The following is a 25,336-nucleotide window of genomic DNA, read 5'->3' as shown; positions in this document are numbered from 1 at the left end:
GCGCGGGTCCTACAGCGGCGGGCGGTCCTCGTAGAAGGTCGACAGCACCACGGTGGTGCGGGTGGTGACGTTGGCCGCCGCGCGGATCTTCTGCAGCAGCGCCTCCAGCGCGTCGGGTGAGGGCACCCGCACCTTGAGGATGTAGCTCTCCACCCCGGCCACCGAGTGGCAGGCCTCGATCTCGGTCAGGTGCGCCAGCCGGGCGGGGGCGTCGTCGGGCTGGGCGACGTCGATCGGCGTGATCGAGACGAACGCGGTCAGCCCCAGTCCCAGCGAGGCGGCGTCGATCGTGGCGTGGTAGCCGGTGATCAGCCCCCGCTGCTCCAGCCGGCGCACCCGCTGGTGCACCGCCGACACCGACAGGCCGACCCGTTCGGCGAGCTCGGTGTAGCTGGCCCGGCCGTCCCGGGCCAGCGCCGCCAGCAGCACCCGGTCGACGTCGGCGGAGGCGGGCGGGGGCACCGAGCCCCCGCCGCCGCCCTCAGCCGGCGAGGGTGACGAGGTCACGGGGACCCTCGTTGAGGGTGGCGACACCGTCCGGGGTGCAGACGACGATGTCCTCGATCCGGGCGCCGCAGCGGCCCGGCAGGTAGATGCCCGGCTCCACGGAGAAGGCCATCCCCGGCACCAGCGGCAGGTCGTTGCCGGTCACGATGTAGGGCGCCTCGTGGGTGTCCAGGCCGATGCCGTGCCCGGTGCGGTGGATGAAGTACTCCCCCCACCCGGCGGCGGCGATGACGTCGCGGGCGGCGGCGTCCACCTGCTCGGCGGTCACCCCCGGCCGGACGGCGGCGGTGGCGGCGCGCTGCGCCTCCTGCAGGACGGCGTACCACTCGGCGACCTCGCCGTCCGGCGGCGCCCCGACCGCGTAGGTGCGGGTGCAGTCCGACCGGTAGCCGGTCGCGGTCTCCCCGCCGATGTCGACGACGACCAGCTCGCCGGCCCCGATCACCCGGTCGGAGACCTCGTGGTGCGGGCTGGCGCCGTTCGGCCCGGAGCCGACGATGGTGAAGTCCACGCCCACGTGGCCCTCGGCGAGGATCGCCGCGGCGATGTCGGCGCCCACCTCCGCCTCGGTGCGGCCCACCCGCAGCCACTCCCCCATCCGCGCGTGCACCCGGTCGATGGCCGCGCCGGCGGCCGCCAGCTCGGTGACCTCGGCCGCCGTCTTCACCATCCGCAGCCGGTCGACGACCGGGCCGGCCAGCTCCAGCGCCGCACCCGACAGCGCCCGCTGGACGCCGAGCGCGTGCTCGGCCCACGTGCGCGCGCCCACCGCCACCCGCGCCGGCGCGCCGCCCAGCCGGGCGGTGGCGGTGGCGGCCAGCAGCGCGAACGGGTCGTCGGTCTCGTCCCAGGCCAGCACCTCCAGCCCGAGGCCGCCGGCCGGGCCGGCGCCGACCATCGGCGCCTCCAGCCGCGGGACGACGAGGAACGGCTCGCCCCGCCGCGGCACCGCCAGCGCGGTGAGCCGCTCCATGGCGTGGGCGTTGTAGCCGCACAGGTAGCGCAGGTCCGACCCCGGCGTCACCACCAGCAGGTCGATCCCGAGCTCGTCGGCCACCGCGCGGGCGGTCTGCGCGCGGTCGGCGGTCACCAGCGGTCCGGGCGGGGAGGACATCGGCACGGATCGCAGACTATCCACGCGCACCGGGATCGCTCCCGGCCGTTACGGTCGCGGGCTGTGACGACGATGCTGCTGGACGCGGCCAGCCTCTACTTCCGCGCGTTCTACGGCGTGCCGACCAGCATCACCTCGCCCGACGGCCGACCGGTCAACGCCGTCCGCGGCTTCCTCGACATGACCGCCCGGCTGGTCACCGCGCACCGGCCCGCGCGGCTGGTCGCCTGCTGGGACGACGACTGGCGGCCGGCCTTCCGCGTCGAGGCGCTGCCCTCCTACAAGGCGCACCGCGTCGCGCCCGAGGGCGGCGAGGAGGTGCCCGACGAGCTCGGCCCGCAGGTGCCGGTGCTCGCCGAGGTGCTCGCGGCGGCCGGGATCGCCCGGGTCGGGGCCCCGGGCTACGAGGCCGACGACGTCATCGGCACGCTCGCCACCCGCGCCGAGGGCCCGGTCGACGTGGTCACCGGCGACCGGGACCTGTTCCAGCTGGTCGACGACGAGCGGCGGGTGCGGGTCCTCTACACCGCGCGGGGCATCACCGACATCGAGCGGGTCGACGAGGCGGCGGTGACCGCCAAGTACGGCATCCCCGGCCGGGCCTACGCCGACTTCGCCGTCCTGCGGGGCGACCCCAGCGACGGGCTGCCCGGCGTGGCCGGGATCGGCGCGAAGACCGCGGCGGCGCTGATCTGCGCGTTCGGCGACCTGGCCGGCATCCGGGCGGCGGCCGCGCGGGCCGTCGTCGCCAAGGCGCCGCTGACCGCCGCCGTCCTCAAGAAGCTGCACGCCGGCGCTGCCTACCTCGACGCCGCGCCGGTCGTGGTCGCCGTCGCCCGCGACATCGACCTGCCCCCGCTCGACGACGAGCTGCCCCGCCGGCCGGCCGATCCCGACGCGCTGGCGTCCCTGGCGGCCGCGCACGGCCTGGAGTCGTCGGTCAAGCGGCTGGGCGCCGCCCTGGGCTGGCCGGCCGACGCCCTCGCCTGAGCCGGTGCCGTCGGCTCAGACCTCGTCCCAGGTGTACTCGGCGAGGACCACGTTGGTGATCCGGATCTGCAGGGTCACGTCCTCGTCGTCGGCCGTGGTGCCGGTGCACTCGTAGACGGCGTCGGGCTCGACCGTCATCTCCGCCGGGCAGTCGAGGTCGATCGCCACCCCCTCGCGCTGCTCGAACTGCGCCGCGACGTCGCGCTCGACGGCCGACGCGTCCAGGACGGTGTCGCCGAGGACCCGGGCCAGCACCACCGCGAGGACGAGCAGGGCGCCCAGGGTGACCAGGCCGAGCACGAGGCGGAGGCGTGACCTCCGCGGAGCCGGGCCCCCGAACGGGGGCCGGCCCGGCCCGGGGCCAGGCCCGGGGCCCGGCTGGCCGTAGCCGGGCTGGGCGGGCGGGTAGCCGGGCGGCCCGTAGGCCGGCGGCCCGTACGGACCCGGCTGCCCGTACTGCGGACCGGGCTGCCCGTACTCCGGACCGGGCCGGCCGTACGGCCCGGGCGGCGGACCGTAGGGGGGCTGCTGACCGTACGGAGGCTGCTGGCCGTAGGGTCCCGGCGGCGGGGGCGGTCCGTAGGGACCGGGCCGGCCGTACTGCCCCGGCTGGTCACCACCCTGCGGTGGGTTGGTCATCGTCGCTCCCGGTCCGAACTCGAGCCCCGTGACAGCCGGTCACGGCGGCGCAGGAGATTGTGCACCACCCGGGGCGTCCGGACGGCGCGCCGAACCGCAGCTCAGCCGCCCACCGCGACCGCCACCACGCCGCGCCGCACCCGGTCCACCGCCTTGCGGGCGGTCGCCGCGACGGGTTCGTCGGCGCCCTTGGCCAGCTGGTCGAGCAGGTCGATGAGCTGGCGGGCCCAGCGCACGAAGTCCCCGCCCGACAGCTCGGTGCCGGCCTGCTCGGCACCGGCGAGGACGCGGTCCAGGCTCTGGCCGTCGGCCCAGCGGTAGGCGGCCCAGGCGAAGCCCAGGTCGAGGTCGCGGGTGGCCGGCACGCCGTGGTCGAGCTCGACGTCCTGCAGGCGGGCGCGGATCCCGCGCATCTGAGCGATCGCGGCGGCCACCGCGCCGGCCGGCACCGCGGCCTGACCGGGGGTGTCCCGGCGGGCCTCGAACACCACCGTCGAGACCACCGCGGCCAGCTCGGCGGGAGTGAGCCGGCGCCACACGCCCGCGCGCAGGCACTCGGCGACCAGCAGGTCGGCCTCCGACCAGATGCGGGCCAGCCGGCGTCCGTCGTCGGTGACCACCGGGACGTCGTCGGTCACCGGCACCGCCTCGGTGTCGGCCGGGACCAGCGGCGCCAGCTCGGGCACCAGGTAGCCCAGCTCCTCCAGGACGTCGCAGGTCCGGTCGAACTGGCGGGTCAGCGAGCCGGTGCGCTCGGCCATCCTCCGGTGCGTGGCCTCGGCCTCCCGCAGGGCCCGCAGCCACCGCTCGGCGGCGCGGACCCGCTCCTCGCGGTCGGGCAGGCCGTGCACCGGGTGCGCCTTGAGCGCCCGCCGTAGGTCGTGCAGCACCGGGTCGTCGGCGGCGGCCGAGCGGTGCTTCACCCGGCGCGCGCCGAGCTCGTTCTCCACGCGGGCGTTGCGCAGCGTGGCGGCCAGGTCCCGGCGGGCGTGCGGGCTGCGGTGGTTGAAGTTCTTCGGCACCCGGACCCGCGCGAGGGCGGTGACCGGCGTCGGGAAGTCGACGGCGCCCAGCCGGCCGGCCCACTTGTCCTCGGTGAGCACCAGCGGCCGCGGCTCGGCGAGGTCGGTGACCCCGGGGTCGAGGACGACGGCCAGCCCCTGCCGCCGTCCCGAGGGCACCCGGATGACGTCCCCCGGCCGCAGCGCGGCGAGCGCGTCGGAGGCCTCCATCCGCCGCTTGGCCTGGGAGTCGCGGGAGAGCTCCCGCTCCCGGTCGGCGATCTGCTGCCGCAGCGTCGCGTAGTCGCCGACGTCGCCGCGGTCGGAGTGCATCTCGGCGGCCCAGCGCTCGGCGTCCTTCTCGTGCCGGGCGGCGGCGCGGGCCAGACCGACCACTGACCGGTCGGCCTGGAACTGGGCGAAGGAGGAGGCCAGCAGCTCGCGGGCGCGGGCCCGGCCGAACGAGCCGACCAGGTTGACCGCCATGTTGTAGCTGGGCCGGAACGACGACCGCAGCGGATAGGTGCGGGTGCTGGCCAGGCCGGCCACGACGGAGGGGTCCATGCCCGGCGCCCAGACGACGACGGCGTGCCCCTCGACGTCGATCCCGCGGCGGCCGGCCCGGCCGGTGAGCTGCGTGTACTCCCCCGGCGTGACGTCGACGTGCGCCTCGCCGTTCCACTTGACCAGCCGCTCGAGGACCACGGTGCGCGCCGGCATGTTGATGCCCAGGGCGAGGGTCTCGGTGGCGAACACCGCCTTCACCAGCCCGCGGACGAAGCACTCCTCGACGGTCTCCTTGAACGCCGGCACCAGCCCGGCGTGGTGGGCGGCGAGCCCGGCCAGCAGGCCCTCGCGCCACTCCCAGAAGCCGAGGACGTGCAGGTCCTCCTCCGGCAGCGAGCCGGTCCGCTCGTCGATGATCCGCGCGATCTCGGCGCGCTCCGACTCGTCGGTGAGCCGCAGCCCGGCCCGCAGGCACTGGTCGACGGCGGCGTCGCAGCCGTTGCGGCTGAACACGAAGGTGATCGCCGGCAGCAGCCCGGCGCGGTCCAGCCGCTCGACCACCTCGGGGCGGGCCGGCGGGCGGTAGCGGGGCTTGTGCCAGTCGCGGTCGCGGCGCGAGCCCCCGTTGCCGCCGCCCCAGGTGTCGATCCGGCGCTCGTACTCGCGCACGTGGCGCACCAGCTCCGGGTCGACGACGCTGGCGCCGCGGTCGCGGGTGGACTGCCCGCGCGGGGTGTCCCCCAGCTCGGCGGCGTGCGCCGCCGGGCGCAGGCTGAACAGGTCGAAGACCCGGTTGCCGACCAGCATGTGCTGCCACAGCGGGATCGGCCGGACCTCGCTGACCACGACCGCGGTGTGGCCGCGGACGGTGACCAGCCAGTCGGCGAACTCCTCGGCGTTGCTCACCGTCGCCGACAGGGACACCAGGGTCACCGACTGCGGGAGGTGGATGATCACCTCCTCCCACACCGCGCCGCGGAAGCGGTCGGCCAGGTAGTGCACCTCGTCCATGACGACGTAGCCCAGGCCGTCGATGGCCGGCGACTCGGCGTAGAGCATGTTGCGCAGCACCTCGGTGGTCATCACCACCACGGGCGCGTCGCCGTTGACCGCGTTGTCGCCGGTGAGCAGGCCGACCCGGGCCTCGCCGTACCGCTCGACGAGGTCGGCGTACTTCTGGTTGGACAGTGCCTTGATCGGCGTCGTGTAGAACGCCTTGCGCCCCTCGGCCAGCGCGCGGTGCACGGCGAACTCGCCGACGACGGTCTTGCCCGCGCCGGTGGGCGCGCAGACGAGGACGCCGGACCCCTCCTCGAGCGCCTCGCAGGCCTCGAGCTGGAACGGGTCGAGGGCGAAGGACAGGCCGGCGGTGAAGTCGGCCAGGGTGGGGTGGGCACTGCGCCGCCGGGCAGCCGCGTACCGCTCAGCGGGGCTGGACATGGCTCCACAGTAAGGACCTTCCGGCCCCCCACCACTCGCAGGCTCGCGGCCACCCGTCAGGGTGCCTCGCCGAGGCGGCGAGGCGTGGGGGAAAGGGTGGTCCTGTCCCCGCGGCCGGCGCCCACCACCGCCAGCGCGCCGGGGACGCAGGCGCTCACCGCCGGCAGCGGGGCGACCGGCTCGCCGTCGGCGTACGTGCTCAGCCCGTCGGCGGCCAGCTCCACCCGGGTGGCGCGGTGCACGGACACCGCGGGGTGCTCGACGTGCGTGCCGGCGGTCAGCCGCGGCCGGGTGCGCACCAGCTCGCGCCGGCTGACCGGCCCGACGACGGTGACGTCGAACCGCCCGTCGGCGGGGTCGGCGCCCGGGCAGATCCGCATGCCGCCGCCGTACCAGGCGGTGTTGCCGACGGCGACGAGCGTGACCGGCACGGTGCGGGTCGTCCCGTCGAGGCCGAGCACGACCTCCCGGGGCCGCAGCCGGGCCAGCTCGGCGAGGATCGCCACGTCGTAGCGGCGGGGTCCGCGCGGCCAGCGCAGCCGGTTGGCCCGGTCGGTCACCGCCGAGTCGAAGCCGCAGCACAGCACGGTGGCCCACCAGCGGTCGCCGGTGCGGCCCGCGTCCAGGGCGGTGACCCGCCCTTCGGTCAGGTCGGCCGCGGCGGCCCGGGCGGCGGCGGCCGGGTCGACCGGCGTCCCCAGGGCGAGGGCCAGGTCGTTGCCGGTGCCGGCCGGGACGAGGGCCAGCGGGACGCCGGTGCCCGCGACCGCCTGCACCGCGGCGTGCGCGGTGCCGTCCCCGCCGATCGCGACGACCGCGCCGGTTCCGGCCGCCACGGCCGCGGCCGCCTGCCGCTCGGCGTCGGCACGGGTGGTGGCGGGCAGCAGCTGCGGAGCCAGCCCCGCGGCGGTCAGCGCGTCCAGCGCGGCCCCGACCGCCGCCCGGGCCCGGCCCCGCCCGGCGACCGGGCTGACCAGGACGGCGACCTCCGGGCCGGTTCCCCTGCGGGGGCCCGCCGCGAGCCGGCGAGGGGCGGGGGGCAGGGGGGCTCTCAGCCGCGCGAGTGGGCCGGGTCGTCGGCGGGCGAGTCCTGGCGGCGCAGGTCGTCGAACGGGGTGGGTGCGGCGTCCAGCTGCGACGGGGCGGCGTCCAGCGGGGAGGCGTCGTCGTCGTCCAGGTCGTGGAAGTGCTCGGCCGCGGCCCGCTTGGCCCGCCGCCGGTCGACGAACCGGGCGATCTGGATGGCGATCTCGAACAGCAGCACCATCGGGCCGGCCATGGCCAGCATCGTGAACGGGTCCTGGGTGGGCGTCACGAAGGCGGCGAACACGATGGTGAGGAAGAAGATCCAGCGCCGGGACCTCTTCAGCGTCTGGTACTCCAGGACGCCGACCAGGTTGAGCGCCACCGCGACCAGCGGCAGCTCGAAGGAGAGCCCGAAGGCCACGAGCAGGCTGATCACGAAGCCCAGGTACAGCTCCGCGGTCAGCTGGAAGGCCACCTCGTCGCCGGCCAGGGTGAGCAGCAGCTGCAGGCCCTTGCGCAGGGTGAGGTAGGCCAGCAGCGAGCCGAGCGCGAACAGCGTGCTCGAGGCGGCGACGAAGCCGACCGTGTAGCGCTTCTCGTTGCGCCGGAGGCCCGGGGTGACGAACGCCCACAGCTGGTAGAGCCAGAACGGCGAGGAGATCACCGCGCCGGCGATGAAGGCGATCTTCAGCCGGAGCAGCACGCCGCCGAAGACGTCGAGCACCACCAGCCGGCAGTCGCCGTCCGGCTGCAGCCGCAGGTCACCGGGGAGCGCGCAGTACGGCTCGGTGAGGAAGGTCAGCAGCCCGTGGTCGTACCAGAGGAACCCGACGACCGTCCCCAGCACGAGGAACAACAGCGACTTGGCGACGCGGTTGCGCAGCTCGGTGAGGTGCGCGATGAGCGTCATCGTCGCTGCCGGGTCCCGGGGCGGCCGGCGCCGCCGCAGGCGGGGCCGGCGCAGCCCGTCGTCGCTCATCGTGGTGCCGGTTCTGCGGTCAGCGGGTGCTGTCGGACTGCTGGGCGGCGCGCGCCCGCAGCTCGGCGGCACGCGCCTCGGCGGCCTTGGCCTCGGCCTCGAGGGCCGCGGCGTCGGGACCGGCCGGCGGCAGCACCTCGCCGCGCACGGGGGTGGTCCGGGCGGCGTCCTTGGCGCGCACGTCGTCGTCCTTCATGCCCTTCATCTCGCCCTTGAAGATCCGCAGCGAGCGGCCGAGCGAACGAGAAGCATCCGGCAGCTTCTTGTAACCGAAGAGCAGCAGGATGGCCAGCAGGATCAGGCCGATCTCCAGGGGGCCGAGTCCGGCCATGACGTCCTCCAGCAGGTCGAGGTGACAGGGACGATGCTACGTGGCAGATGCGTCACTGCCTCCCCCGCAACCGGGGGGGTCGGAGGGTGAAGTCAGGGTGACTCGCGGGCATCCGCGGCCCGCGCCGCGGTCGCCTGGACCTGCGCCAGGACCGGCCGCACCTCGCGCTCCAGCGCCGCCACCTCGCGGCGCAGCCGGGTGAGCGCGCCGAACAGGCCGTGACCCAGCGCGCCGAGGACGACGACGGCGAGGACGGCGACGGCGATCCACACCACGAGCAGCAGCACGGCGCCGACCCTAGTCGCCGGCCCCGCCCCCGGCGCCGTAGCGCTCCAGCGCGGCGCGGGCGTCCGCGGCGACGGCGGCGGCGAGGTCGGCGGGCTCGTCGACGGTGGCCGCGCCCCCCAGGGAGGCGACCAGCCGCCGGGCCCAGGCGACGTCGGCGGTGCGCACCGCGACCGCCAGCCCCCCGGCCGGGTCGTCGACCTCGCGCACCTCCTCGACCGGGTAGTACTCGGCCACCCAGCGGGCGCCGCGCTCCAGCCGCAGCCGCACCACCGGCGAGCCGGCCTCCGGCTGGTACAGCCCGTTGTCCACGTCGCGCTCGTGGGCCTCGGCCGGCGGCGTGGCCGGCTCGTCGAGGACGACGACGTCGTCGACGCGGTCCAGCCGGAACAGCCGGACGCCCTCGGCGCGCCGGCACCAGGCCTCCAGGTAGGACCGGCCGTCGACCAGCAGCAGCCGCATCGGGTCCACGGTGCGCTCGGTGCGCTCGTCGCGGGTGGGCACGTAGTAGTGCAGGTGCAGCGCCCGCCTGCGCTCCAGCCCCTCCCGGACCACGGCCAGCGCCTGCTCGCGGGCGTCGACCGACAGCGCCACAGGCGTGACCCGCTCGGCGGCGTGGCCGGCCGCGGCCGACACCTTGGCCAGCGCCCGGCTGACCGCCTCCCGCTCGGCCAGCCCGGGCAGCTCCAGCAGCGTGCGCAGCGCGACGACCAGCGCGACCGCCTCGTCGGTGGTCAGCCGCAGCGGCCGCACCATGCCCGCGGTGAAGGTGACCCGCACCCGGTCGCCCTCGAACGCGAGGTCGATGAGGTCGCCGGGACCGTAGCCGGGCAGGCCGCACATCCAGAGCAGTTCCAGGTCGCGGCGCAGCTGGCGCTCGGGGACGCCGAAGTCGCGGGCGGCCTCGGCCAGCGGCACGCCCTCGGGGCGGGCGGTCAGGTACGGGACCAGCGAGAGCAGGCGGGTCATCCGCTCGGTGGTGGCCGGCGCGGTCGTCATGCCATCGCCGCCAGCCGGGTCAGCCGTGCGACGACCGCCGCGCGGACCTCGGCCGGCGCCTCCACCACGACGTCGGGACCGTAGGCGGCGAGCTGGTCGGCCAGCCGGAACGGCTCGGTGGTGCGCAGCTGCAGCCGGTCGTCGCCGTCGTCGGCGGGCCCCAGCGAGGTGGCGTGCCGGCGCAGCCCGATCGCCGTGCCCGGCCGGGCGCGGACGACGACCAGGTGCTCCTCGCCCCCGAACTGGCCGGCCACCATCGCGGCGAGGTCGACGTCCTCCGGCGGCTCGAAGGCGTTCGGCGGGCCGACCGCCTTGGGCGTGCCGACCACCCGGGAGAGCCGGAACGAGCGCCGCTCGGTGCGGTCGAGGTCGAAGCCGACCAGGTACCAGCGGCCGTGCCAGGCCACGACGCCCCACGGCTCGACGGAGCGGCGGGCCGGGGTGGCCTCGTCGGGACGGCGGTAGTCGAACTCCAGCCGCCGGCGGTCGCGGGCGGCGGCGTAGCACGGCTCGAAGGACGGCTCGTCGGAGTCCAGCCGCGGCTGCAGCGGGATGGTGCGGCCGGTGTCGACGTCCACCCCGGCCGCCTTCAGCTTCACCAGGGCGCTGTGCGCGGCACCGGAGAGCTGCGCGGACTCCCACAGCCGCAGCGCCAGCCCGACCGCCGCGGCCTCCTCCCCGGTCAGGGTGATCTCGGGCAGCTCGTAGTCGGCGCGGGCGATCCGGTAGCCGTCCTCGGTGTCGAAGACGCTGGTGCGGCCGGTCTCCAGCGGCACGCCCATCTCGCGCAGCTCGGCCTTGTCGCGCTCGAACATCCGCTTGAAGGCCTCGTCGGCGCGGGCGCTGCCGTCGTCGGGCTCGTACCCGGGCACGGTGGCCCGGATCTTGGCCGCGGTGACGTACTGCCGGGTGCCGAGCAGGGCGATGACCAGGTTCACCAGTCGCTCCGCCCGCTTCGCCGCCACGGTCCCAGGCTAGTCATGGGCCGCGCTTCCCGAGCGGTCTGGCTAGCCTGCGGTCGTGGGGGAAGCAGCGACGACGGTGCAGCGGATCCGGTGGCGGCGCGGGACGGTGACCGCGCTGGGCCGGGCCTGGCGGGACGCCCAGGAACTGACCGTGCAGGTGCCCGAGGACGGCGAGGTGCGCGCGCTGGCGCACCCGTCCCTGGTGGGCGTGCCCGAGGTGGGCGACGACGTGCTGCTCAACACCACCGCCTGGGCCCAGCGCCTGGGCACCGGCGGGTACGCGCTGGTCGTCGCCGTCCCCGACCGGCTGCCGCCGGACCCCGCCGGTCCGGGGCACCTGGTGAAGGCGCGGTACACCCCGCTGCAGGTGACCGTGCAGGGCGTCGACGAGCAGGAGACCGAGCACCACCGGACCATCGCCGACGCCGAGGACCTCGGCGGCATGCCGGTCGTGATCGCGGACCTGCACTCGGCGCTGCCGGCGGTCCTCATCGGCGTGCTGGCCACCGACCCCGACCTCAGGGTCGCCTACGTCATGACCGACGGCGGCGCGCTGGTCGCCGGGTTCTCGCGGACGCTGTCGGCGCTGGCCCCGTCGCTGGCCGGCGTGGTCACCGTCGGGCAGGCCTTCGGTGGGGACGTCGAGGCGGTCACCCTGCACACCGGGCTGCTGGCCGCCCGGCACGTGCTCGGCGCGGACGTCGCGATCGTGGCCCAGGGGCCGGGGAACCTGGGCACCGGGACGCCGTGGGGCTTCTCCGGGGTGGCGGCCGGCGAGGCGTGCAACGCCGTGGCCGTGCTCGGCGGGCGGGCGGTGGGCGCGCTGCGGATCTCCGACGCCGATCCGCGCCCGCGGCACCGCGGCGTCTCCCACCACTCGCTGACCGCGTTCGGGCGGGTGGCACTGGCCGGCGTGACGCTGGTGGCGCCGCGGGGGCTGGGCTCGGAGCTCGGCGGTCAGGTCGAGGAGGACCTCGCCGGTCAGCCCGCGCGCAACCCGGTCGTGTGGATGGACGTCGACGGGCTGGAGGAGGCGCTCGGCCTCTCCCCCGTGCCGCTGTCGACGATGGGCCGCGGCTTCCCCGAGGAGCGCGCGTACTTCCTCGCCGCGGCCGCCGCCGGCCGCTACGCCGCCCTGCAGGTGCCCCTGCCCGAGGAGGGCTGAGCCCCGCGGGAGGGATCCTCGTTCACATCGACGCGATGAGCTTGTCCACCCGCTCGTCGACGGCCTTGAACGGGTCCTTGCACAGCACGGTGCGCTGGGCCTGGTCGTTGAGCTTGAGGTGCACCCAGTCGACGGTGAAGTCGCGGCGCTTCTCCTGGGCCTTGCGGATGAACTCGCCGCGCAGCCGGGCGCGGGTGGTCTGCGGGGGCACGTTCTTGGCCTCGAACACCCGCGGATCGTGGGCCACCCGGTCGACCTGGTTGTTGCGCTCGAGCAGGTAGTACAGCCCGCGGCGGCGGCTGATGTCGTGGTAGGCGAGGTCCATCTGGGCGATCCGCGGCGAGGACAGCGGCAGGTCCCGCTTGGCCCGGTAGCGCTCGATCATCGTGTACTTGGTGGCCCAGTCGATCTCGCGGTCGATCAGCGACAGGTCACCGGAGTCGACCGCCTTGAGCACCCGGCCCCACAGCTCGAGCATCTGCCGGTGCACCGGCCCGAAGCCCTCGCGGTCGACGAACTCCGCGGCGCGGCTGTGGTACTCGGACTGGATCTCCAGCGCCGACATCTCCCGGCCGTTGGCCAGCCGGACCTTGCGCCGTCCGGTCATGTCGTGGCTGATCTCGCGGATGGCGCGGATCGGGTTCTCCAGCGTCATGTCCTTGATCGGGACGCCGGCCTCGATCATCCGCAGCACCAGGTCGGTGACGGCGACCTTGAGCAGCGTCGTCGTCTCGTTCATGTTGGAGTCGCCGACGATGACGTGCAGCCGCCGGTAGCGCTCGGCGTCGGCGTGCGGCTCGTCGCGGGTGTTGATGATCGGCCGGGAGCGGGTGGTGGCGGACGAGACGCCCTCCCAGATGTGCTCGGCGCGCTGGCTGACGCAGTAGATCGCCCCGCGCGGGGTCTGCAGCACCTTGCCCGCGCCGACGACGATCTGCCGGCTGACCAGGAACGGGATCAGCACGTCGGCCAGCCGGCTGAACTCCCCGTGCCGGCCGACCAGGTAGTTCTCGTGGCAGCCGTAGCTGTTGCCGGCCGAGTCGGTGTTGTTCTTGAACAGGTAGATGTCGCCGGTGACGCCCTCCTCGGCCAGCCGCTGCTCGGCGTCGACGAGCAGGCCCTCGAGGATCCGCTCGCCGGCCTTGTCGTGGACGACGAGCTCGGTGAGGTCGTCGCACTCGGCGGTGGCGTACTCCGGGTGGCTGCCGACGTCCAGGTAGAGCCGGGAGCCGTTGCGCAGGAAGACGTTCGAGCTGCGCCCCCACGAGACCACCCGGCGGAACAGGTAGCGCGCCACCTCGTCCGGCGACAGCCGGCGCTGACCGCGGAAGGTGCACGTGACGCCGTACTCGGTCTCGATCCCGAAGATCCGTCGCTCCACGATCCGACTCTAGGCGCCGACACCGACACTGGCCCGCCTGCGGCGCGCGGCTACCCGCGCCGGTCGTCCAGGCGGCGGAGGAGGTCGTCGGCGGCGTCGGCGACCTCGGGGTGGTCGTTCTGGACGGCGCGCTGCTTGGCGTGGATCAGCGCGGCCCGGTTGACCCGCCTGAGGTCGCCGTAGGGGAAGGCGTAGCGCTTCTTGGTGTCCTCCGACGCCTCCGGGTCGACGGCCAGGTGCCAGGCGCCGTAACCGTCGTACCCGTGGGCGTCGATGAGGTCGTTCTCGTGCGCGGCCGACGGGGCGGCGTCGGACCACTCGGTGTCGACGTCCACGTCTCCGGCGTCGATGAGCCGGCGTGCCTGCCGCACGCCGGCGTCGTTGACCCGGTAGGTGGTCACCGTCAGGTGGTGGGGGCCTGTCCCCCGCTCCCGGCGGTGCCGCCGGAGTCGGGGGCGGACGGCTCGCCCAGGCCGGCGGGCGTGCCCGGCTGCGGCGTGCTGGGGGCGTGGGCGGCGGTGTGCGGCTCCTCGACGGCCTCGGCGCCCGCGGCGTCCCCGCGGTCGAGCAGGGTGTGCAGCGCGGCGCCGACGACCCGGCGGAAGGCCCGCTTCGGCCGCCGCCGGTCGAGGACGGCGACCTCCAGCTGCTCGGCACTCAGCAGCGACGGGCTCCCGCCGTTGGCGCCGCTGGTGGCCGGGCTGACCGCCGACAGCGCCTGCACGCCCACCTTGAGCGCCTCGGCGACGGTCATGCCGGGCAGGTAGTGCTCCCGCAGGTGCGTGCTCACGGCCTCGGCCTGGCCGCCCATGACCACGAAGTCCGGCTCGTCGACGACCGAGCCGTCGAAGGTGAGCCGGAACAGCTGGTCGGACTCCGGCTCGTCGCCCACCTCGGCCACGCAGAGCTCGACCTCGTAGGGCTTCATCTGCTGGGTGAAGATCTCGCCGAGGGTCTGGGCGTAGGCGTTGGCGATCACCCGGCCGGTGACGTCGCGGCGGTTGTAGGAGTACCCGCGGACGTCGGCCAGCCGGACGCCGGCCACGCGCAGGCTCTCGAACTCGCTGTAGCGGCCGACGGCGGCGAAGCCGATGCGGTCGTAGAGCTCGCCCACCTTGTGCAGGGTGGAGCTGGGGTTCTCGGCGATGAACAGCACGCCGTCGGCGTAGGTGACGACGGCGACGCTGCGGCCGCGGGAGATGCCCTTGCGGGCGTACTCCGAGCGGTCGCGCATGAGCTGCTCGGGCGAGGCGTAGTACGGCATGGTCATGGCGTCAGCCCTGCCCGTCCGCGGCGGACCGCTCGTCGACGATGGTGGCGGCGACCGAGGACACCTCGTCGTCGGTCAGCCGGACCGCGCCCTCGGCGTCCACCCGGTAGACGATCGGGTACAGCCGGCGCACCGGGTCGGGTCCGCCGGTGGCGGAGTCGTCGTCGGCGGCGTCGTAGAGCGCCTCGACGATGGTCCGGGTGGCGGTCTCGCCGGACAGCCCCGGCCGCCAGGTCTTCTTCAGCGAGTTCCGGGCGAACAGCGAACCCGAGCCGACCGCGGAGTACCCGCGCTCCTCGTAGTTCCCGCCGGTGACGTCGTAGCTGAAGATCCGGCCGGGGGTCGTGCCGGGGGCCGCGTCGAGGTCGAAGCCGGCGAACAGCGGGACGACGGCCAGGCCCTGCAGCGCCGCGCCCAGGTTGCCCCGGATCATCTGCGCCAGCCGGTTGGCCTTCCCGTCGAGGGAGAGCGTGAGGCCCTCGATCTTCTCGTAGTGCTCGAGCTCGACCTGGTAGAGCTTGACCATCTCGATGGCGATGCCCGCGGCGCCGGCGATGCCGATGACCGACCAGGCGTCGGCCGGGTAGACCTTCTCGATGTCCCGGCTGGAGATCAGGTTGCCCATCGTGGCGCGCCGGTCGCCGCCCATGAGCACGCCACCCTCGTAGGTGACGGCCACGATCGTGGTGCCGTGCGGGGTGAGGTCACCGACCGGCAGCTGCGGGATCGGGCGCCGGCCGGGCAGCAGATCGGGGGCGGTGACCGCGAGGAAGTCGGTGAACGAGGCACCCACCCGGTCCAGGTACGCGGGCGGGAACCCGCTCCGACCAGCTGACGACTCGATCACCCATCCGCCTCTCCCGCCGCACCCTGTCGGCGTTCCTCACTCCTGTGACGCCCCGTCGACCGGGTGGCTCGTGGTCGTCCGGGGCGTCGCTGCGACCCTACCGGCGGGCTCCCGGGTCGGCTGGCCCCGGCCGGGGCACCGCCTCCCGCCTCCTGCAGCAGCGTCAGGGCCTGCCGCTGCTGGGACCCCTCGACGTAGAAGGCCGCCACCCGGAGCAGGTACGGGTCGTCGCGGAACTGGCCCAGGCCGCCGTTGCAGGTGAAGCAGAGCAGCGCGCGGACGGCTCCGGTGGCGTGGTCGTGGTCCACGTGCACCGCGGGCGCCACCTGGCAGATGGCGCAGACCCCACCCTGGTCCTGCAGCATGAGATCCGCTTCCTGCGCGGAGATCCCATCGCGACGCGAGAGGTGGCACGTCCGACTGCCACCCCCTGCAGCTCGGCTCTGCTTGCCGCGGGCGTTGTGACACGGCAGGCAGTAGGCACCGCGGCCGAGTGCGGCGGCCCGAGAGCGTGGGAACTCCGTCAGCGGACGGATTTCCTCGCAGTCGGGACACCACTTGTGCCCGTCGGGGACGAGCAGGTCGGCCGGAGCGGTCCTGTACCGACGCGGTCCTGTCCACCTGGCCTCCCGGCTCCGAGCCGACCGTTCAGCCAGGTGCTGCCGGCAGTAGAACGCCAGACCGTCACGCGACCGCTTGTTCTTGGTGAACTCCGACACCGGCTTGTGTGTGCCGCAGTCCGGCAGGACTTCGTCTCCACTGAACCAGGTCATCCGACGAGACGATCTTGTTCACTGGCCCCCTTTTTGTACATATGACCTAACAAATTCCTCGGCGTTCTCCTCGAGCACCTCGTCGATCTCGTCGAGGATGGAGTCGACGTCCTCGGTCATCTCCTTGTGCCGCTCGGCGACCTCTGTGTCGACCGAGGCCTCGACCTCGTCGGTTTCCTCGCGGGTGCGCGTCGTCCGCTGCTGACCGCCCGTGTCCCTCGTGGCCATGGCTGTCTCCCTCACGTCGTGGCTGCTGCCTGGGAGGAAAGCTACCCGCGGGGGGTGACGAACGGGTGTCGGCCGACGGCGGGGTGGGGACGTGCCGGATCAGCCGCCGGTGATGGTGTCGACCAACTCCTGCGCCGAGGACGTCGACTCGAACAGCCCGCCGACGTGGTCGCGGGTGCCGCGCAGCGGCTCCATGGTCGGGATCCGCACCAGGTTCTCCCGGCCGAGGTCGAACACGACCGAGTCCCACGACGCGGCCGCGACCTGGGCCGGGTAGCGCCGCAGGCACTCGCCGCGGAAGAAGGCACGGGTGTCGGTGGGCGGGTGCACGACCGCCCGGGCGATCTCGTCGTCGTCGAGCAGCCGCTGCATCGAGCCGCGCGCCACCAGCCGGTGGTAGAGCCCCTTCTCCGGCCGGACGTCGGAGTACTGCAGGTCGACCAGGTGCAGCCGGGAGTCGCCCCAGCCCAGGCCGTCGCGGGACCGGTACCCCTCGAGCAGCCGCAGCTTCGCCGGCCAGTCCAGCCGGTCGGCGCAGCGCATCGGGTCCACCCGGAGGTCCTCGAGGACCTCGGCCCACCGGCTCAGCACGTCGGCGGTCTGCTCGTCGGACTCCCCGGTGCGGTCCACGTGCCGCTGCGCCATCTCCAGGTAGACCTCCTGGACCTCCAGCGCCGTCATCCGCCGGCCGTCGCGCAGCCGGACCTTGTGCGACAGCGACGGGTCGTGGCTGATCGCCTGCAGCGCCTCCACCGGCTCCTCGATGCTGAGGTCCTGGGTGAGCGTCCGCGCCTCGATCATCGCCAGGACCAGCGACGTCGTCCCGACCTTGAGGTAGGTGGACAGCTCCGCCAGGTTGGCGTCGCCGATGATCACGTGCAGCCGGCGGTACTTGTCGGCGTCGGCGTGCGGCTCGTCGCGGGTGTTGATGATCGGCCGCTTGAGCGTCGTCTCCAGGCCGACCTCGACCTCGAAGAAGTCCGCCCGCTGGGAGAGCTGGAAGCCCTGGGTGCGACCCTCGGTGCCGATCCCCACCCGGCCGGAGCCGGCGACCACCTGCCGGGTCACGAAGAAGGGGATCAGCCCGCGGATGATGTCGAGGAACGGCGTCCGCCGGTCCATGAGGTAGTTCTCGTGCGCCCCGTAGGAGGCGCCCTTGCCGTCGGTGTTGTTCTTGTAGAGCTGGATCGGCGCGGTGCCGGGGATGCGGGCGGCCCGCCGGGCCGCCTCGGCCATCACGTGCTCCCCGGCCTTGTCCCACAGGACGACGTCGCGCGGGTTGGTGACCTCCGGCGTCGAGTACTCCGGGTGCGCGTGGTCGACGTAGAGCCGCGCCCCGTTGGTGAGGATGACGTTGGCCATCCCCGAGTCCTCGTCCAGGTCGGTGTGGTCGAGGGCCTGCGCCGGGGAGAGGTCGAAGCCGCGGGCGTCACGCAGCGGGGACTCCTCCTCGAAGTCCCACCGCGGCCGGCGCGGGCTCGGCGCCTCGGCCACCGCCCAGGCGTTCACCACCTGGCTGGACAGGGTGGTCGGGTTCGCCGACGGCTGCCCGGGCACCGAGATGCCGTACTCGATCTCGGTGCCCATGACCCGCCGCGCGCTCATGCACCAACCCTAGGCCGCGCCCCCGACCCCGTCGGGCACCGCCGCCCGGCCCTGAGCCCCGGCGTCGGGCGACGGCCGCCGGGCCTCCGCCGACGGCGACGGCCCGGCCCCCGCGGCGTGCGGGGACCGGGCCGTCGGGGCCGCGGTGGTCATAGGTACTGGCCGGTGTTGGTCGCGGTGTCGATGGCGCGGCCGGACTCGGTGCCCTTGCCGCTGATGAGCGTGCGGATGTAGACGATCCGCTCGCCCTTCTTCCCCGAGATCCGCGCCCAGTCGTCGGGGTTGGTGGTGTTGGGCAGGTCCTCGTTCTCCTTGAACTCGTCGAGGCACGCCGCCATCAGGTGGCCGACCCGCAGGCCGCCGCCCGGGCCGGCGTCCAACCGCTCCTTGATCGCCATCTTCTTGGCGCGGTCGACGATGTTCTGCAGCATCGCCCCGGAGTTGAAGTCCTTGAAGTACAGGACCTCCTTGTCGCCGTTGGCGTAGGTCACCTCGAGGAAGCGGTTCTCCTCGCTCTCGGTGTACATCCGCTCGACGGTGCGCTGGATCATCCCGGCGATCGTGGCCTCGCGGCTGTTGCCGTGCTCGGCGAGGTCGTCGGGGTGCAGCGGCAGCGACGTGGTCAGGTACTTGCTGAAGATGTCGCGGGCGGCCTCCGCGTCCGGCCGTTCGATCTTGATCTTCACGTCCAGCCGGCCGGGCCGGAGGATCGCCGGGTCGATCATGTCCTCGCGGTTGGAGGCGCCGATGACGATGACGTTCTCCAGGCCCTCGACGCCGTCGATCTCGCTGAGCAGCTGCGGCACGATCGTGCTCTCCACGTCGGAGGACACGCCTGATCCGCGGGTGCGGAAGATCGAGTCCATCTCGTCGAAGAAGACGATGACCGGCGTCCCCTCGCCGGCCTTCTCCCGGGCCCGCTGGAACACCAGCCGGATGTGCCGCTCGGTCTCCCCGACGTACTTGTTGAGCAGCTCGGGGCCCTTGATGTTGAGGAAGTAGGACTTCGCCTGGCCCTCCCCCTTCACGGCCGAGACCTTCTTGGCCAGCGAGTTGGCGACCGCCTTGGCGATCAGCGTCTTGCCGCAGCCGGGCGGGCCGTAGAGCAGGATGCCCTTGGGCGGGCGCAGCTCGAACTCGCGGAACAGGTCGGCGTGCAGGAACGGCAGCTCCACCGCGTCGCGGATCTGCTCGATCTGCCGGGCCAGGCCGCCGATGTCGGAGTAGTCGATGTCCGGCACCTCTTCGAGGACCAGCTCCTCGACCTCGCTCTTGGGGATCCGCTCGTAGACGTAGCCGGAGCGGGTCTCCAGCAGCAGCGAGTCCCCGCTGCGCAGCGGCTGGTCGGCCAGCGAGTCGGCCAGGTAGACCACCCGCTCCTCGTCGGTGTGCCCGATGACCAGCGCCCGCGGCGTGACGCCGTCCACCGGCTCGAGCAGCTCCTTGAGCATGACGACGTCGCCGGCGCGCTCGAAGCCGCACGCCTCGACGACGTTCATCGCCTCGTTGAGCATGACCTCCTGGCCGTGCCGCAGGTCGTCGACCTCGACCGCCGGGGAGACCGACACCCGCAGCTTCCGGCCGCCGGTGAAGACGTCGACGGTGCCGTCCTCGTGCCGGGCGAGGTAGACCCCGTAGCCCGACGGCGGCTGGCCGAGCCGGTCGACCTCCTCCTTCAGCGTCACCAGCTGCTCGCGTGCGTCGCGCAGCGTGCTGGTCAGCTTGTCGTTGCGCTCGGAGAGGAACGCCGCGCGGCCCTCCGCCTCGGCGATCCGCTCCTCCAGCGCCCGCACCTGGCGGGGGCTCTCGGCCACCTTGCGACGCAGGAGGCCGATCTCCTCCTCCAGGTAGGAGATCTGGCTGAGCAGCGCCGCGACGTCACGCTCGCGCCGCGCTCGGAACTCGTCGGGACCCAGGCCCATCGCGCACCTCCGCATAGATCGGGAGAGCCAGGACGCCAATCTATACACGCCCGCCGACAGGGTGCCGGGGGCGCGCACAGCAGCCGGTCACGACCCGGCTACGACTGTGTTGCGGGCCGTCCCACGCGTCCCGGCCTCAGCTCTTCTGCGCCCGGCGCTGCCGCAGCGGGGCGACGACGCCCTCGGCCAGCCGGCGCGCGCTCACCAGGAACGCGGTGTGGGCGACCATCCGGTGCTCCGGCCGCACGGCCAGGCCCACCGCGTGCCAGGGCCGCACCAGCGACTCCCACGCGTACGGCTCGGTCCACACGCCCTGGGCCCGGAGCGCCTCGACGTAGGTGGACAGCTGGGTCACCGTGGCGACGTAGCCGACGAGCACCCCTCCGGGGCGCAGCGCGGCGGCGACCGTGGGCAGCACGGCCCAGGGCTCCAGCATGTCGAGGACGACCCGGTCCACCGTCTCCGCGGCCGGGTGCTCGGCGAGGTCCCCGAGCCGCAGGGACCAGGTGGCCGGCACCTCGCCGAAGAAGGCGCCCACGTTGGCCCGGGCGACGTCGGCGAAGTCCTCCCGCCGCTCGTAGCTGGTGACGCTCCCCCGCTCCCCCACCGCGCGCAGCAGCGAGCAGGTCAGGGCCCCCGAGCCGGCGCCGGCCTCCAGGACTCGCATGCCCGGCCCGATGTCGCCCGAGCCGACGATCTGGGCGGCGTCCTTGGGGTAGATCACCTGGGCGCCGCGCGGCATGGACAGCACGAAGTCGGCCAGCAGCGGCCGGAAGGCCAGGTAGCCGGTGTTCGCCGTCGAGTGGACGACGGACCCCTCGGGGGCGCCGATGAGGTCGTCGTGCGCGATCGCCCCGCGGTGGGTGTGGAACTGCTTGCCCGGCTCGAGGACGACGGTGTGCAGCCGGCCCTTCGGATCGGTGAGCTGGACCCGGTCCCCGACGACGAACGCCCCGGGCACCGGTGTCGGGGCCGTGGTCTCCGGCTCGTCGGCGGTCTCGGGGGCCTGCTGCTGCGCGTCCACGGGCGGCCAGCCTACGTAAGTGGCGTCGGGCATCTCGGCGTGCGCACTCGGAACTGTCGGCGGCCCGACCTAGCCTCGGGACATGACCACGATGGTGCAGACCGGGCAGCCCGCCGAGGCGGCTGCCTCTTCCCCGGGCGCACCCGCCGACGAGGCGACGAGACCGCGCCGGCCGTCGCTGTCCCCGAGCCGGGCGGCGGACTTCAAGACCTGCCCCCTGCTCTACCGGTTCCGCACCATCGACCGGCTGCCCGAGCGCAAGAGCCCGGCGGCGGTGCGGGGCACGCTGGTGCACGCGGTGCTCGAGAAGCTCTACGACCTGCCCGCCCGCGAGCGCACGCTGCAGGCGGCGCAGCAGCTGCTCGCCCCGGCGTGGGACGAGCTGCGCGCGGACCCGGAGGTGGCCGAGCTGTTCGCCGAGGGCGGCGCGGCCGACGACCAGCCCGCCGGGCAGTCCCTGGAGGCGTGGCTGGCCTCGGCCGGGCGGCTGGTGGAGACCTACTTCTCCCTCGAGGACCCGTCGCGCATCGAGCCGGACGGCCGGGAGCAGCTGGTGGAGGTCACCCTGCCCGACGGGCTGCTGCTGCGCGGCTACGTCGACCGGCTGGACGTCGCGCCCAACGGGGCGTTGCGGGTGGTCGACTACAAGACCGGGTCGATGCCGCGCGAGGCGTTCGAGGGCAAGGCCCTGTTCCAGATGAAGTTCTACGCCCTCGTGCTGTGGCGCACCCGCGGCGTCGTGGCCAGCCAGCTCAAGCTGCTGTACCTCGGCGACGGGGACGCGCTGACCTACGCCCCCGACGAGGGCGAGCTGGTCCGCTTCGAGCGCACCCTGCACGCCATCTGGACGGCGATCGAGCGGGCCGTGGCCACCGGGGACTTCCGGCCCAACCGCACCCGGCTGTGCGACTGGTGCGACCACCAGGCGCTGTGCCCGTCGTTCGGCGGCACTCCCCCGCCGTTCCCGGCCGAGGCCGCCGCCGCGGCCGGCTGGGCGACGCTGCCGGTCGTCGAGCGCGACTGAGAAAGACCCCGTGCCCCCTACCGTGGAAGGCCCCCGTCCTCCTCACCGCTCGCAGGCGCGCGGTGAGCCTCTGGACGGGGCCGCGGCGGGCCCCTGCACGGGGGCCACCGGCCTGAGCTTCGAGCGCCTCTGCGCCGAGATCCCCGGGCAGTCCGGCCTGCTGCGGGAGACGCTGGCCGCCGACCCGGCCACCCCGGTGCCGTCCTGCCCGGGCTGGAGCATCGGCGCGCTGGTCCGGCACCTGGCCGGCGGTCAACGCTGGGCCGCCGGCGTCGTCGAGACCCGGGCGACGCAGCCCCCGCCGGACGACTTCTTCCGCGACGTCGTCCGGGACGCCGAGCCCCCGGCCGCGGTCCTGGCCGACGAGCTCACCGCGAGCGCCGACCGACTGGCCGCCGCCCTGCGCGACGCCGGGCCCGACGCCGCGGTCTGGACGCCGCTCGGTCCCGGCACCCCGCGTTTCTGGGCGCGCCGGTTCGCCCACGAGACGGTCGTCCACCGCGCCGACGCCACCCTCGCCGCCGACGCGGTGTTCACCCTCGAGCCCGCGGTCGCCCTCGACGCGCTGGACGAGTGGATGGAGCTCGGGTCGCTGCCGGTGGTGTTCGACGTCCACCCCGAGCGGCGGGCGCTGCTCGGCCCGGGCCGCACCGTGCACCTGCACGCCACCGACACCCCGCCCGAGGCCGGAGCGGAGTGGGTCGTCGACCTCACCGGCGACCGGCTCACCTGGCGGCGGGCGCACGAGAAGTCGGCGGTCGCCGTCCGGGGCCCGCTGACCGAGCTGCTCCTGGTGGTCTACGGGCGCCGCACCGTGGACGATGCCCGCGTCGACGTCCTCGGCGACCGGGATCTCCTGGACTTCTGGCTGGCCCGCGTCGCCTTCACCTGAACGCACTGGCCGGATGAGCGGAGGGCGCGTGCACGGCTACCGGGCACCCCACGCCTTCGACGGCGAGCGCTTCCTCCCCGAGGGTGCGCTTGTGCTCGTCGAGGGCGGCCGGATCGCGGCGGTGCAGCCCGCCGCCGCACCCGCCCCCGCGGACTGCGCGGTGACCGAGTTCCCGGACGCCACGCTGCTCCCCGGGCTGATCGACAGCCACGTCCACCTCTGCGGCGACAGCGGGCCGCACGCGCTCGACCAGCTCCCCGAGCTTCCCGCCGAGCACCTGGACGCAGTGGTCGCCCAGGCGGCGCAGCAGCACCTGCAGGCCGGCGTGACGGCCGTCCGCGATCTCGGCGACCACCGCTGGACGGTCGTCGACCGGCACCGCGGCGGCCAGGGGCCCACGGTCGTCGCCGCCGGGCCGCCGATCACCAGCCCCGGCGGGCACTGCTGGACGATGGGCGGCGAGGCGGCAGGCGTCGAGGCGCTGCGCCGCGCCGTCCGCGAGCGGGTGGAACGCGGCGCCGACGTCGTCAAGGTCATGGCCAGCGGCGGCCTGCTGACCCCCGGCACCGATCTGTTCGCCTGCCAGTTCGGGCTCGACGAGCTGCGGGCCGTCGTCGAGGAGACGCACCGGCACGGGCTGCCGGTCACCGCGCACGCGCACGCCCTGCCGGCCGTGGCGCGCAGCGCCGCCGCCGGGGTCGACGGCATCGAGCACTGCAGCTGCCTCACGCCCGACGGCGTCCGCACCGCGCCGGACCTGGCCGAGCGGCTCGCCGCGGCCGGCACGTACGTGTGCCCGACCCTCGGCCGCACACCCGGGCAGGTGCCGCCGCCGCACGTGCAGGCGCGGATGGAGGCGCTGGGCGCGACCTACGAGGCCCAGCTGCCGAACGTGGCCGCGCTGCACGCGCACGGCGTGACCCTGCTGGCCGGCACCGACGCCGGGATCAGCCCCGCCAAGCGGCACGGCCTGGTCCCGATGGCGGTCGCGGACCTCGTGGCCGAGTGCGGGGTCCCGCCCGTCGCGGCGCTCACGGCCGCCACGGCCACGGCGGCCCGCGCCTGCGGGCTCGCCGACCGCACCGGCCGTCTCGCCGCGGGACTGGACGCCGACCTGCTCGTCGCGGCCGGCGACCTGGCCGCCGACGTCACCGGCCTCCAGCGGCCACGGCTGGTGGTGTCCCGCGGCCGCGAGGTGCCGCGGGGCGACTAGATCCCCGCGCGGCGGCTAGGCCCCGACGTCCACCTTGTCGCGCGCGGCCAGGAGGTCGCGCAGCTCGGCCAGCCCCACGCCGGCGAGGGTGTCCCGCAGCACCAGCCCGGGGGCCGGCTCCAGGGGCTGCAGCGAGGGGACGCCCAGCACGGCGGCGCCCGCGGCCAGCCCGGCGGTGACGCCGGCGACCGAGTCCTCCAGCACCACGCAGCCGTGCGGTTCGACGCCGAGCGCCGCCATCGCCTGGCGGTAGGGCGCCGGGTCCGGCTTGCGGGCCGGCACCTCGTCGCCGCAGACGGTGATGTCGAAAGGGGGCACGTCGGGGAACGCCCGCCCGATCGCGACCAGCACGATGTCGGCCAGCCGCCGCGGGGTCGTGGTGACCAGCGCGGTGGGGACGGCGGCGTGCCGCACCTCGGCGATCAGCTCGCGCGCCCCCGGCCGCCAGTGGATCTCCCCCGCCAGCAGCTCCGCGGTCCGGTCCTCCACCCAGCGGGCGTCGGACTGCAGCTGCGCCTCGGTGCGGACCACCCCCAGGTCGGCGTGCAGGACGCCCATCGACACCCGCATGCTCGTGCCGACGGTGCGCTGCCGGGCCTCCTCCGACATGCGCCCGCCCAGGCGGCGGGCGAGGCCGAACATCGCCTCGCCCCAGTACTGCTCGGTCTCGACCAGCGTGCCGTCCATGTCGAACAGCACGGCCTGCAGGTCATCGCGCGGTTGAACGGTGCTCTCCTCCGGACGCAGGGTCGGTCGTGGGCTCACCCGCGGTAGTTCACGTGGACGTGGTCGTAGTGGTTGGCGGTCGCGCTGCCGCGGTCCGCCATCGGCTTCCAGGAGCCACCCGGCGAGCTGAGCATCCGCTGCTGCCAGATGATGTACTCCACGCCCAGCTCGTCCCAGTGCGCGATGTGGTACTGCGCGATCGCGTCGCCGAGCGAGGGGGTGCACATGTAGTCCAGCGCGAGGCCGGACGGGTGCCCGCCGGGGTCGGCTGCGCTGGCGCGGGTGCCGCCGATGGTGATGCCGGCGGCGCCGGGCACGTTGGAGACGACGGAGTCGGCGGCGGCCTGGGCGGCCGGCCGGACGGCCCCGGCGCTGTTGCTGATCCTGGCCTTGGCGGTGGCCGCGGTCCCGGCGGCGGCGGGCGCGGCCGCGGCCTCGCCGCGGGCGGGCGCAGGGGCTTCCTCGGCGGCCTCCGCTGCCTCG

The 25,336-nt window shown here is 74.6% G+C and carries 25 protein-coding genes and 1 pseudogene; 5 read left to right on the top strand and 21 right to left on the bottom strand.

Annotation, left to right across the window (positions count from 1 at the left end):
• Window positions 1–9: 9 nt before the first annotated feature.
• Window positions 10–507 (bottom strand): Lrp/AsnC family transcriptional regulator, encoded by a 498-nt coding sequence (locus tag MY520_RS14930; protein WP_436693023.1) that lies wholly within the window; start codon window positions 505–507, stop codon window positions 10–12.
• On the bottom strand, window positions 482–1,621 hold the full coding sequence (locus tag MY520_RS14925) for a M24 family metallopeptidase (RefSeq protein ID WP_436693138.1): 1,140 nt from the start codon (window positions 1,619–1,621) through the stop codon (window positions 482–484). Before MY520_RS14925 ends, MY520_RS14930 begins: the two co-directional genes overlap by 26 nt.
• 72 nt (window positions 1,622–1,693) lie before the next feature.
• Here MY520_RS14925 and MY520_RS14920 point away from each other — a divergent pair, with 72 nt between their 5' ends.
• Window positions 1,694–2,611 (top strand): 5'-3' exonuclease, encoded by a 918-nt coding sequence (locus MY520_RS14920; protein WP_436693136.1) that lies wholly within the window; start codon window positions 1,694–1,696, stop codon window positions 2,609–2,611.
• Between the two features lie 15 nt (window positions 2,612–2,626).
• Here the strand turns inward: MY520_RS14920 and MY520_RS14915 are convergent, their stop codons facing one another.
• From MY520_RS14915 to MY520_RS14880, 8 genes are all read right to left on the bottom strand, one after another.
• Entirely contained in the window at window positions 2,627–2,911 is a 285-nt protein-coding gene (locus MY520_RS14915; protein ID WP_436693022.1) for a DUF4333 domain-containing protein, read from the bottom strand.
• A 440-nt stretch (window positions 2,912–3,351) separates the two neighbouring features.
• The gene (locus MY520_RS14910; protein WP_436693020.1) at window positions 3,352–6,198 is read right to left on the bottom strand and encodes a DEAD/DEAH box helicase; all 2,847 of its coding nucleotides are present in this window, start codon (window positions 6,196–6,198) and stop codon (window positions 3,352–3,354) included.
• A 56-nt stretch (window positions 6,199–6,254) separates the two neighbouring features.
• Complete coding sequence (locus tag MY520_RS14905) at window positions 6,255–7,175, bottom strand: diacylglycerol kinase family protein (protein WP_436693135.1); 921 nt, start codon at window positions 7,173–7,175, stop codon at window positions 6,255–6,257.
• Window positions 7,176–7,249: 74 nt separating this feature from the next.
• Window positions 7,250–8,203 carry a twin-arginine translocase subunit TatC gene (gene tatC / locus MY520_RS14900; RefSeq protein WP_436693018.1) on the bottom strand — a complete coding sequence of 318 codons (954 nt, stop codon included), beginning with the start codon at window positions 8,201–8,203 and terminating at the stop codon, window positions 7,250–7,252.
• A 19-nt stretch (window positions 8,204–8,222) separates the two neighbouring features.
• A complete protein-coding gene (tatA, locus tag MY520_RS14895; protein ID WP_436693016.1) occupies window positions 8,223–8,534 on the bottom strand; it encodes a Sec-independent protein translocase subunit TatA in 312 nt (103 codons plus the stop codon).
• 92 nt (window positions 8,535–8,626) lie between these two features.
• A complete protein-coding gene (locus MY520_RS14890; protein ID WP_436693015.1) occupies window positions 8,627–8,821 on the bottom strand; it encodes a hypothetical protein in 195 nt (64 codons plus the stop codon).
• Between the two features lie 10 nt (window positions 8,822–8,831).
• Window positions 8,832–9,818 carry a helix-turn-helix transcriptional regulator gene (locus tag MY520_RS14885; RefSeq protein ID WP_436693013.1) on the bottom strand — a complete coding sequence of 329 codons (987 nt, stop codon included), beginning with the start codon at window positions 9,816–9,818 and terminating at the stop codon, window positions 8,832–8,834.
• A complete protein-coding gene (locus tag MY520_RS14880; protein ID WP_436693011.1) occupies window positions 9,815–10,783 on the bottom strand; it encodes a helix-turn-helix transcriptional regulator in 969 nt (322 codons plus the stop codon). Before MY520_RS14880 ends, MY520_RS14885 begins: the two co-directional genes overlap by 4 nt.
• Before the next feature lie 55 nt (window positions 10,784–10,838).
• Here MY520_RS14880 and MY520_RS14875 point away from each other — a divergent pair, with 55 nt between their 5' ends.
• Window positions 10,839–11,948: a DUF3866 family protein gene (locus MY520_RS14875; RefSeq protein WP_436693009.1), complete on the top strand. Its 1,110-nt coding sequence runs from the start codon at window positions 10,839–10,841 to the stop codon at window positions 11,946–11,948.
• Window positions 11,949–11,970: 22 nt separating this feature from the next.
• Here the strand turns inward: MY520_RS14875 and pafA are convergent, their stop codons facing one another.
• The 9 genes from pafA to MY520_RS14830 form a co-directional block, all read right to left on the bottom strand.
• Window positions 11,971–13,329, bottom strand: a complete 1,359-nt coding sequence (gene pafA / locus MY520_RS14870; RefSeq protein ID WP_436693007.1) for a Pup--protein ligase — start codon at window positions 13,327–13,329, stop codon at window positions 11,971–11,973.
• 50 nt (window positions 13,330–13,379) lie between these two features.
• A complete protein-coding gene (locus MY520_RS14865; protein WP_436693005.1) occupies window positions 13,380–13,730 on the bottom strand; it encodes a hypothetical protein in 351 nt (116 codons plus the stop codon).
• Window positions 13,731–13,732: 2 nt separating this feature from the next.
• Window positions 13,733–14,599 (bottom strand): proteasome subunit alpha, encoded by an 867-nt coding sequence (prcA, locus tag MY520_RS14860; protein WP_436693003.1) that lies wholly within the window; start codon window positions 14,597–14,599, stop codon window positions 13,733–13,735.
• A 4-nt stretch (window positions 14,600–14,603) separates the two neighbouring features.
• Window positions 14,604–15,446: a proteasome subunit beta gene (gene prcB / locus MY520_RS14855; RefSeq protein WP_436693001.1), complete on the bottom strand. Its 843-nt coding sequence runs from the start codon at window positions 15,444–15,446 to the stop codon at window positions 14,604–14,606.
• Window positions 15,443–15,811, bottom strand: coding sequence for an endonuclease VII domain-containing protein (locus MY520_RS14850; RefSeq protein ID WP_436693000.1), 369 nt, complete (start codon window positions 15,809–15,811; stop codon window positions 15,443–15,445). The genes prcB and MY520_RS14850 overlap by 4 nt, the downstream gene beginning before the upstream one ends.
• A 426-nt stretch (window positions 15,812–16,237) precedes the next feature.
• Entirely contained in the window at window positions 16,238–16,447 is a 210-nt protein-coding gene (locus MY520_RS14845) for a ubiquitin-like protein Pup (protein ID WP_436692998.1), read from the bottom strand.
• A 99-nt stretch (window positions 16,448–16,546) separates the two neighbouring features.
• Entirely contained in the window at window positions 16,547–18,052 is a 1,506-nt protein-coding gene (gene dop / locus MY520_RS14840) for a depupylase/deamidase Dop (RefSeq protein ID WP_436692996.1), read from the bottom strand.
• 149 nt (window positions 18,053–18,201) lie between these two features.
• Window positions 18,202–19,974 carry a proteasome ATPase gene (arc, locus tag MY520_RS14835; RefSeq protein ID WP_436692994.1) on the bottom strand — a complete coding sequence of 591 codons (1,773 nt, stop codon included), beginning with the start codon at window positions 19,972–19,974 and terminating at the stop codon, window positions 18,202–18,204.
• 136 nt (window positions 19,975–20,110) lie between these two features.
• Window positions 20,111–20,998 carry a tRNA (adenine-N1)-methyltransferase gene (locus MY520_RS14830; protein WP_436692992.1) on the bottom strand — a complete coding sequence of 296 codons (888 nt, stop codon included), beginning with the start codon at window positions 20,996–20,998 and terminating at the stop codon, window positions 20,111–20,113.
• An 82-nt stretch (window positions 20,999–21,080) separates the two neighbouring features.
• On the opposite strand from MY520_RS14830, the gene MY520_RS14825 reads away from it, so the two are divergent.
• The 3 genes from MY520_RS14825 to MY520_RS14815 are packed head-to-tail and all read left to right on the top strand — an operon-like array spanning window position 21,081 to window position 24,127.
• Entirely contained in the window at window positions 21,081–22,022 is a 942-nt protein-coding gene (locus MY520_RS14825) for a RecB family exonuclease (RefSeq protein ID WP_436692990.1), read from the top strand.
• A gap of 10 nt (window positions 22,023–22,032) precedes the next feature.
• A complete protein-coding gene (locus MY520_RS14820) occupies window positions 22,033–22,914 on the top strand; it encodes a maleylpyruvate isomerase family mycothiol-dependent enzyme (RefSeq protein ID WP_436692989.1) in 882 nt (293 codons plus the stop codon).
• Between the two features lie 13 nt (window positions 22,915–22,927).
• Window positions 22,928–24,127 carry an amidohydrolase family protein gene (locus tag MY520_RS14815; RefSeq protein ID WP_436692988.1) on the top strand — a complete coding sequence of 400 codons (1,200 nt, stop codon included), beginning with the start codon at window positions 22,928–22,930 and terminating at the stop codon, window positions 24,125–24,127.
• Window positions 24,128–24,142: 15 nt separating this feature from the next.
• On the opposite strand, the gene MY520_RS14810 is transcribed toward MY520_RS14815, so the two are convergent.
• Both MY520_RS14810 and MY520_RS14805 read right to left on the bottom strand, forming a co-directional pair.
• Window positions 24,143–24,892, bottom strand: coding sequence for an HAD family hydrolase (locus tag MY520_RS14810; RefSeq protein ID WP_436692986.1), 750 nt, complete (start codon window positions 24,890–24,892; stop codon window positions 24,143–24,145).
• A pseudogene (locus MY520_RS14805) lies at window positions 24,889–25,336 on the bottom strand (hypothetical protein); the annotation flags it as partial. The gene MY520_RS14810 and the pseudogene MY520_RS14805, both read right to left, overlap by 4 nt.

Source organism: Geodermatophilus sp. CPCC 205506, from assembly GCF_051383635.1.
In the GTDB taxonomy this organism is placed as follows: Bacteria; Actinomycetota; Actinomycetes; order Mycobacteriales; family Geodermatophilaceae; genus Geodermatophilus.
This window is presented reverse-complemented; position numbering and strand designations above follow the sequence as displayed.

Bases quoted from the DNA above. Each gene is read 5' to 3' on its own strand.
- MY520_RS14825 (WP_436692990.1), top strand. From the start codon at position 21,081: ATGACCACGATGGTGCAGACCGGGCAGCCCGCCGAGGCGGCTGCCTCT.
- dop (WP_436692996.1), bottom strand. From the start codon at position 18,052: ATGAGCGCGCGGCGGGTCATGGGCACCGAGATCGAGTACGGCATCTCG.
- MY520_RS14925 (WP_436693138.1), bottom strand. From the start codon at position 1,621: ATGTCCTCCCCGCCCGGACCGCTGGTGACCGCCGACCGCGCGCAGACC.
- tatA (WP_436693016.1), bottom strand. From the start codon at position 8,534: ATGGCCGGACTCGGCCCCCTGGAGATCGGCCTGATCCTGCTGGCCATC.
- prcA (WP_436693003.1), bottom strand. From the start codon at position 14,599: ATGACCATGCCGTACTACGCCTCGCCCGAGCAGCTCATGCGCGACCGC.
- MY520_RS14845 (WP_436692998.1), bottom strand. From the start codon at position 16,447: ATGGCCACGAGGGACACGGGCGGTCAGCAGCGGACGACGCGCACCCGC.
- arc (WP_436692994.1), bottom strand. From the start codon at position 19,974: ATGGGCCTGGGTCCCGACGAGTTCCGAGCGCGGCGCGAGCGTGACGTC.
- MY520_RS14850 (WP_436693000.1), bottom strand. From the start codon at position 15,811: ATGCTGCAGGACCAGGGTGGGGTCTGCGCCATCTGCCAGGTGGCGCCC.
- MY520_RS14815 (WP_436692988.1), top strand. From the start codon at position 22,928: ATGAGCGGAGGGCGCGTGCACGGCTACCGGGCACCCCACGCCTTCGAC.
- tatC (WP_436693018.1), bottom strand. From the start codon at position 8,203: ATGAGCGACGACGGGCTGCGCCGGCCCCGCCTGCGGCGGCGCCGGCCG.
- MY520_RS14910 (WP_436693020.1), bottom strand. From the start codon at position 6,198: ATGTCCAGCCCCGCTGAGCGGTACGCGGCTGCCCGGCGGCGCAGTGCC.
- MY520_RS14885 (WP_436693013.1), bottom strand. From the start codon at position 9,818: ATGACGACCGCGCCGGCCACCACCGAGCGGATGACCCGCCTGCTCTCG.
- MY520_RS14920 (WP_436693136.1), top strand. From the start codon at position 1,694: ATGCTGCTGGACGCGGCCAGCCTCTACTTCCGCGCGTTCTACGGCGTG.